This window comes from uncultured Campylobacter sp. (assembly GCF_938017615.1).
Classification (GTDB): domain Bacteria; phylum Campylobacterota; class Campylobacteria; order Campylobacterales; family Campylobacteraceae; genus Campylobacter_B.
This window is the reverse complement of record NZ_CALIJA010000093.1, coordinates 21221-27533: the sequence shown is the minus strand read 5'-3', so window position 1 is coordinate 27533 and position 6313 is coordinate 21221. Positions and strand designations below refer to the sequence as shown.

At 47.7% G+C, this 6313-nt stretch carries 7 protein-coding genes; all 7 read left to right on the top strand.

The genetic code is table 11. The features are described from left to right. Positions 1–60 precede the first annotated feature (60 nt). The 7 genes from Q0620_RS04415 to nrfD are packed head-to-tail and all read left to right on the top strand — an operon-like array spanning position 61 to position 6274. On the top strand, positions 61–228 hold the full coding sequence (locus Q0620_RS04415; protein WP_169765898.1) for a hypothetical protein: 168 nt from the start codon (positions 61–63) through the stop codon (positions 226–228). A gap of 9 nt (positions 229–237) precedes the next feature. Next, positions 238–951, top strand: a complete 714-nt coding sequence (locus tag Q0620_RS04410; protein ID WP_298783370.1) for a disulfide bond formation protein B — start codon at positions 238–240, stop codon at positions 949–951. A gap of 11 nt (positions 952–962) precedes the next feature. Further along, positions 963–1859 carry a hypothetical protein gene (locus tag Q0620_RS04405; RefSeq protein ID WP_298783369.1) on the top strand — a complete coding sequence of 299 codons (897 nt, stop codon included), beginning with the start codon at positions 963–965 and terminating at the stop codon, positions 1857–1859. 22 nt (positions 1860–1881) lie between these two features. After that, on the top strand, positions 1882–4173 hold the full coding sequence (locus Q0620_RS04400) for a molybdopterin-dependent oxidoreductase (RefSeq protein WP_298783368.1): 2292 nt from the start codon (positions 1882–1884) through the stop codon (positions 4171–4173). Position 4174: 1 nt separating this feature from the next. After that, on the top strand, positions 4175–4726 hold the full coding sequence (locus Q0620_RS04395; protein ID WP_298783367.1) for a 4Fe-4S dicluster domain-containing protein: 552 nt from the start codon (positions 4175–4177) through the stop codon (positions 4724–4726). Positions 4727–4736: 10 nt separating this feature from the next. Beyond that, complete coding sequence (locus tag Q0620_RS04390) at positions 4737–5384, top strand: molecular chaperone TorD family protein (protein ID WP_298783366.1); 648 nt, start codon at positions 4737–4739, stop codon at positions 5382–5384. 2 nt (positions 5385–5386) lie between these two features. Further along, complete coding sequence (gene nrfD, locus Q0620_RS04385; protein WP_298783365.1) at positions 5387–6274, top strand: NrfD/PsrC family molybdoenzyme membrane anchor subunit; 888 nt, start codon at positions 5387–5389, stop codon at positions 6272–6274. Positions 6275–6313: the final 39 nt, after the last annotated feature.

Genomic DNA, 6313 nt, shown 5'->3' with positions numbered 1-6313 from the left:
TTATTTCTTTAAGAATACGCATGCTTAGGATTAAATTTTATTAGGAAAGGACGGTTTGAAATGGAATTTCTTATTTTGACGCTATTTTTGATCAGCGGGCTTATATTATATTTTAAGCCGCAGAGGAAAAATCTAGCTACGGGCTGTGCGGCGGCAGGCTGCGCGATATTGATCGCGCTCGAGTTTTACGTAAATTTATGGGTCGTCGTGCCGGTAGGCAACTTTTAGGAGGGCGATATGCAAAATTTAGAACAAAATCAAATTCCCGCCGCCGAGCGAGGATTTTTTAACCTAATGTCGCTAGCCATCATCGCCCTCGTGGCGCTCCCGGTCGGCATAGCCTGTTTGATACTGGGCTTTGGTATGGGAGATAGTCCGTGCGTGATGTGCTGGGCGGAGAGGATCACTATGATAGCCATCAGCCTTATCGCGCTTTTTATCCTTAGATACGGTCTAAGACCCGGCTATGTCGCAGCGCTTTTGCTAATGGCTTGCTGGGGAATGTTCAACGGCTTTATCCATTATAGCCTTGACGGTACGTTCGGCGGCTACCTTGACATAAAGCAGGGCTTCGGACTTGAAATCTTAGGTGCACACACGCAGCTTTGGGTCATCGTCGTAGATTTTTGCGTGATCACATTTTTGGCGGTTATATTTTTATGTAGCAAAAATTTGGGCGAGATAATGAAAAAGAGCGCGAGCGGCGAATACGGCGAGTTTTTGCGCTACTTGCCTCTAGGCAAGATCGCAAATTTAATCTTCATCGTCATCATCGCCGCAAACTGCGCACAGGCCTTCATCGTCTCGGGTCCGCCGCCGTATCTGGGCTCTAGTACGCCGGCTAGGATGAGCCTTGATCCTGCAAAATGGTTCTGGGAGAAAGATCACTGGCAAAGCGCGCTTGATTTTAGATTCGATTGGAATCCGGAGCTTCCGGATCTGCCAAACTAAGGAGCAAAAAGATGAAAAAGCTGATGATTTTTACGGCGCTAGCGGCTCTGGCGTTTGGATTTGAGTTTAATCTCGATAGCAAAGCGGGCGCGCTTGAGGGCGTGAAAGAGCTCGGTACGCCGAGTGCGGAAGTGAGCTTAAGCTTACAAAACGACGCGCCGATTACGGGAGCAGACTACGACGCAGATAAAAAGCAGTTTGCGCTGGTTTCGAAAAATAACGAATTTTACGTTGCGGATGAAAATTTAAAGCCGCTTAGATACGGTAAGCACGATCGCCACTTTATAATGGAGATGGAAGCGACCGTAGGTGCGACGTGGTATAAAAACGAGCTTGGCATGATAAGCTTTAATAAAACTTTCGTATTTTATGAGCCTGCGGACGGGCTTAGTGCAGAGGAACAAAATAGCCAGTGGAGGCACTTGACCGAGGGCTGGGATAAATGGAAGCTAAACGATCTCGGCAACAAAGGGCGCTTCTCCACGCTTCGAGCAAAGCAACAATATATCCTCGGCTGGGATTACGACGCGGCTGCGAATAAATTTATCGTTGCGTCCGTGCCTAACGACGTGAGGGATTATTGGAGCGTGGCGGTGTTTGACGGCGACGATAAGATGATTTTGGAGGAATTTATTCCACAAATCGGCTCAAATTTAAAGCTAAAAGAGAGCAGGAGCCTAGGCGAATACTACGTCACGGGCATCGACGCTCAGCCTGATGCCGTTTATCTTTTGAGTAAAAATTTCTCGACCATTTTAAAGCTAAATTTGCAAACTCATAAGATTGAGGATGCATATAGCTTTAGCGGAGCGGCAAACGCAAGAGCGCTTGCGGTGAAAGACGGCAAATTTTATGTTTTTTCGCGCGAAGGCAAAGAGAATAAAGTTTTCATATACGATATGAAATAAAGCCCACATTTAAGGAGAAGAGATGCAAAGACGTTCTTTCTTAAAAGGCGCGGGAGCGGCTCTGGCTACGGCAGGAGCCTCTCCAAGCCTATTCGGTATGGAGCAGTTTGAGGTGGATTTTAAACCGAAATCCTATAAAAACGAGCAGGGCGTAGAGTATCACTACCTTACCTGTCCTAGAAACTGCCGCGACGCCTGTTCGATGATCGCAGAGATCAAAGACGGCAAGATGGTTAGCATCAAGGGCGATCCGAAGCACCCTCTAACGCAAGGTACGGTCTGCGTCAAAGGGCATACTTACGCGATGCATCTATACAACGCCGATCGCATAATGTATCCGATGAAGCGCGTCGGTAAAAAGTGCGAGGGCAAATGGGAGCGCATCAGCTGGGATCAAGCACTAAAAGAGATAGCCGCGAAGCTTACCGAGATCAAGGCAAAATACGGCGGCGAGGCGCTGACGGAATTTGTCTATTCGGGCAACGAAGGGCATATCTCAAAGACGATCGCGCCTGGAAATTTCTTTGAAAAATACGGCGCTACGAGGCTTGTGCGCAACCCGTGCGACTGGCCGCGCTATGCGGGCACGCCGAGCGTTATCGGCACGGATTTTTCAAAAGACGCGCTGGAAGTGGATGAGAGCGACATGTATATCAGCTGGGGCTCAAACGAAGCCTATACGGCAGTGCACTGGATTAGATTTGCTCACCGCGTCAAAAAGCGAGGCGGCAAAATCATCGTCATAAATACGATCAGAATTCCGCTCGCAAACCAAGCCGATATGTTTATCCAGCTAAAGCCTTCAAGCGATCCGGCATTTTGTCTAGCGGTGTGTAAATTTTTGATAGAAGAAGATCTATATGATCATGAATTCGTAGAAAAATATACAACCGGCTTTGAAGATCTAGTACATGAGTGCTCACTCTACACTTATGGCGAACTATCTGAAATGTGCGGCGCAAGCGTCGATCAGATCAAGGTTTTTGCGCGAGAATACGCTCATGCTAAAGCGCCCGCCATTATGCACGGCGACGGCGGGCAAAGGCACTTTAACGGCGCAAGGCTCGTGCGAGCGGTTACTTTCTTGCCGGTACTTACGGGTTGCCTTACAAAACTTGGCGGCGGATTATTCTGGGCTTACGTGCACGTAAAGGGCTGCTTTAACTTCGATAACTGCATGCCAGATCTTTCGCCGAAAGACGCGGAAGGCAAAAAGATAGAGCGCCAGCAAATAAGCTATATAGAATTTGGCAAAGGTATCCAAAAGGAAAATCCGACCTATCTAGGTAAGCCGATAAATACGGTAATTCGAGCCTGTATCAACTATAACTCAAATTTGATGGTAACGGCGCCCAATACGAATTTAATCAAAAAACGCGTGATGGACGACGATTTTTTCTTGGTAGTCATCGATCCTTACGATACCGACACCTGCGATTACGCTGACTACGTATTGCCGGGCGTTACCTTTATGGAGAGCGAAGATATTCAAAACGATCAAATTTCGGGCTACGTCTGCTACAACGCCCAAAGCGTCAAGCCGCTGGGCGAAGCCAAGACGAATTTGGAATTTTTTAACGCTCTAGCCAAGGCGATGGGATATAAAGAGGAGTGCTTCGACTGGGATAGCGAGACGGTTTGCAGGCGGTTTTTGGATACGGAATTTGCCAAAAAGCAAAATATCACTTACGAAAAACTAAAAAGCGTAGGCTGGATCAAGCCGTTTAGAACGCCTGAGACGATGAAGGATCAGTTTCCTTACTACCCTTATGCGCCTAAGGACAAGCTGGTATTCGGTACTAAAAGCGGCAAGTGCGAGCTCTACTCCGAAGCTTTCAAGGACGCAGGCTATCACCCGGTGATCGATCTTGACGACGATTGGGATTACTACGAAAGGCATAAAAATTTCGGCAAAGATTATTTGAAAAAATATCCGCTTTATTTTATGACGCCGGGCACGCAGCTTCAGGACAACTCAAACTGGGGCAATATGCCTTACATCCTAAAACGCGTCATCGTAAAGGGCAATGCCGAGCTATTTATGACGCGCGAGGATATGCTGGCACGCGGTATCAAAGAGGGCGATACGGTCGAGGCTACAAATGAAAAGGGCACGGCGATATTTACGGCGGTCGAGACTAATCAGATGCAGCCGGGCATCGTCTATGCATGGAATAATATCTGGGTCAAAGTCACCAAATCTCGCACGGGAGCAAATATCCTTTGCTCGGACGGAGTGAGCGATTTGGGTAACGGATCGACCTATACTGCAAGCTTTTGCGAAGTAAAAAAAGCTGCAAAACAGGAGGCATAAAATGAAACGAAAACAAGGATTTTTATTTGATTACAACTTTTGCATAGGCTGTAAGGCATGTGAAATTTCGTGTCAGGTCTATCACAACCAAGACCCCGACATCAACTGGCGCCATGTCGATATGATACTCATCCATGAAGACGAGATCGAAAAGGAAATTTTCATCTCGCATTCGTGCCACCATTGCGAAGAACCTGCATGTATGGACGTCTGCCCCGTAGGAGCTTACATTAAGCTCGAAAACGGCGTCGTTCAGCCGCTGCACGATAAATGCATCGGCTGTGGATACTGCATCGTAGCCTGTCCTTATGGATCAATAACCAAAGGCAAAGACGGCAAAGCGCAAAAGTGCAACCTCTGCGCCGAGAAGCTCGAGCGCGGCGAGGAGCCTGCATGCGTGGCGGGCTGCCCTTGCGACGTACTAAAGCTAGTCGATAGCGACGTGAGCGATAGCGCGGGGATGGAGAAAGAGATGCCGGGCTTTAAGCGCTTTTTTACTAAGCCGAACATCCGCTTCTATCCTCGTATGAAGCGCAATGAGTTTATCCACTAAGGATAAAAAGATGCGTAATTTAAAGCAGAGCCTTTGCGTCGAGGACTTTTTGAGGCAGATATTTTTGGTGCCTCTTACCGGTGAAAATTTGGACGAGCTTTTAAATTTGACGCAGGATTTTACGCCTAAGCTTAAAGAGCATAAGCTTATCCTCGAATTTGCCGAATGCAAAAGCGAGCCAAGCTTAATTGATGAAATTCGCTACGAATTCAATAGGCTCTTCGTAGGTCCTAAGCGCCCTAAAGCCGAGCCTTACGAGTCGGTGTATTTCGACTATCAAACGATGTTTGGGGCAAAGACGATGCAGGTGCGAAGCTTTTACGAGAGCTCTGGGCTAAAGCTCGAGGATGCGCAGCTTGATAAATTTCCCGACGATTTCATCGGGTACGAGCTGCAATATCTTTATTTTTTAAGTTTTAGCGCGCTAAAGGCGGAGGATGAGGCTAAATTTAACGAAATTCTGCGCAAAAAGGCGGAATTTATCGCCGCTCATCCGTCGCAGTGGTTTTGCAAATTTGCCGCTCGCTGCGATGAGCACGCGAATTTAGACGTTTGGAAAAGTTTTGGGGGCTTTTTAAATCTCTACCTAAATAGTGAGATTGATGCGCTGAAAAGGACGCTAAAAGATCCTGAAATTTTTAAAAATTTAAAGGAATGACAATGGTACAGACGACTTGGGGATGGCTCATAGTCATCTATTTGTTTTTAGGCGGTTTAGGCGCCGGGGCATTTTTGTGCTCGGCTTTGGCTTACAAGGGCTTTTTGGGCTCATTAAACGAGAGGTTTTATAAATTCGGCTTTCTGCTCGCACCAGTTGCGGTAATAGTAGGAACCGCACTTTTGCTGTTTGACTTGGCGCCGAGCGCCGCGATAAATCCTCTTAAAATTTTACAGCTCTACACGCGCCCGGTTTCGATGATGAGTATAGGCACATATTTGCTTACGTTTTTTATCGTAGTTAGCGTTTTAGTGCTTTTGCAGATCAAGAAGAGCAGTAAAATTTGCGATATGATGCTCACGCTCGGAGCTATTTTGGCGCTTGGAGTGATGGGATATACGGGGCTACTGCTTTACGTCGTAAAGGCGATCCCGCTTTGGGCTAGCGTATGGTTACCGATTTTATTTACGATCTCCGCGATCTCTACGGGGCTTAGTGCGAACGCCGCCGCTACGCTAAATTCCGGGCACGGGCTAAGCCACTGCACGCATAAATTTCATGTCGTGTTAGTCGCGCTTGAGATTGTTGCGGTACTAGCGCTATTTGCTAGCGTGAGAAGCGAGGCTGCGGGTATGGCTAGCGTAACTAAGATAGTCGGCGGCTCGCTTGCGCCGATGTTTTGGATAGGCTTTGTCGTATTTGGGCTTGCACTACCGCTGCTAGGCGGAAGCAAATTTATGCTTCGCGGCTGCAGCGTGAATGCGGACGGTAGCGTCTGCGCGCACGGCGGCGAGGAGGCAAAAAGCTGTGTTTATAACGAATATGGCGTGCTTGTGGGCGGCTTTTGCTTAAGAGCGTTTATCGTACTCGGCGCAGTTTATATATTTTAACTCCTCCTTTCTGATACTGGTCGGGCACCCGCTCGACCT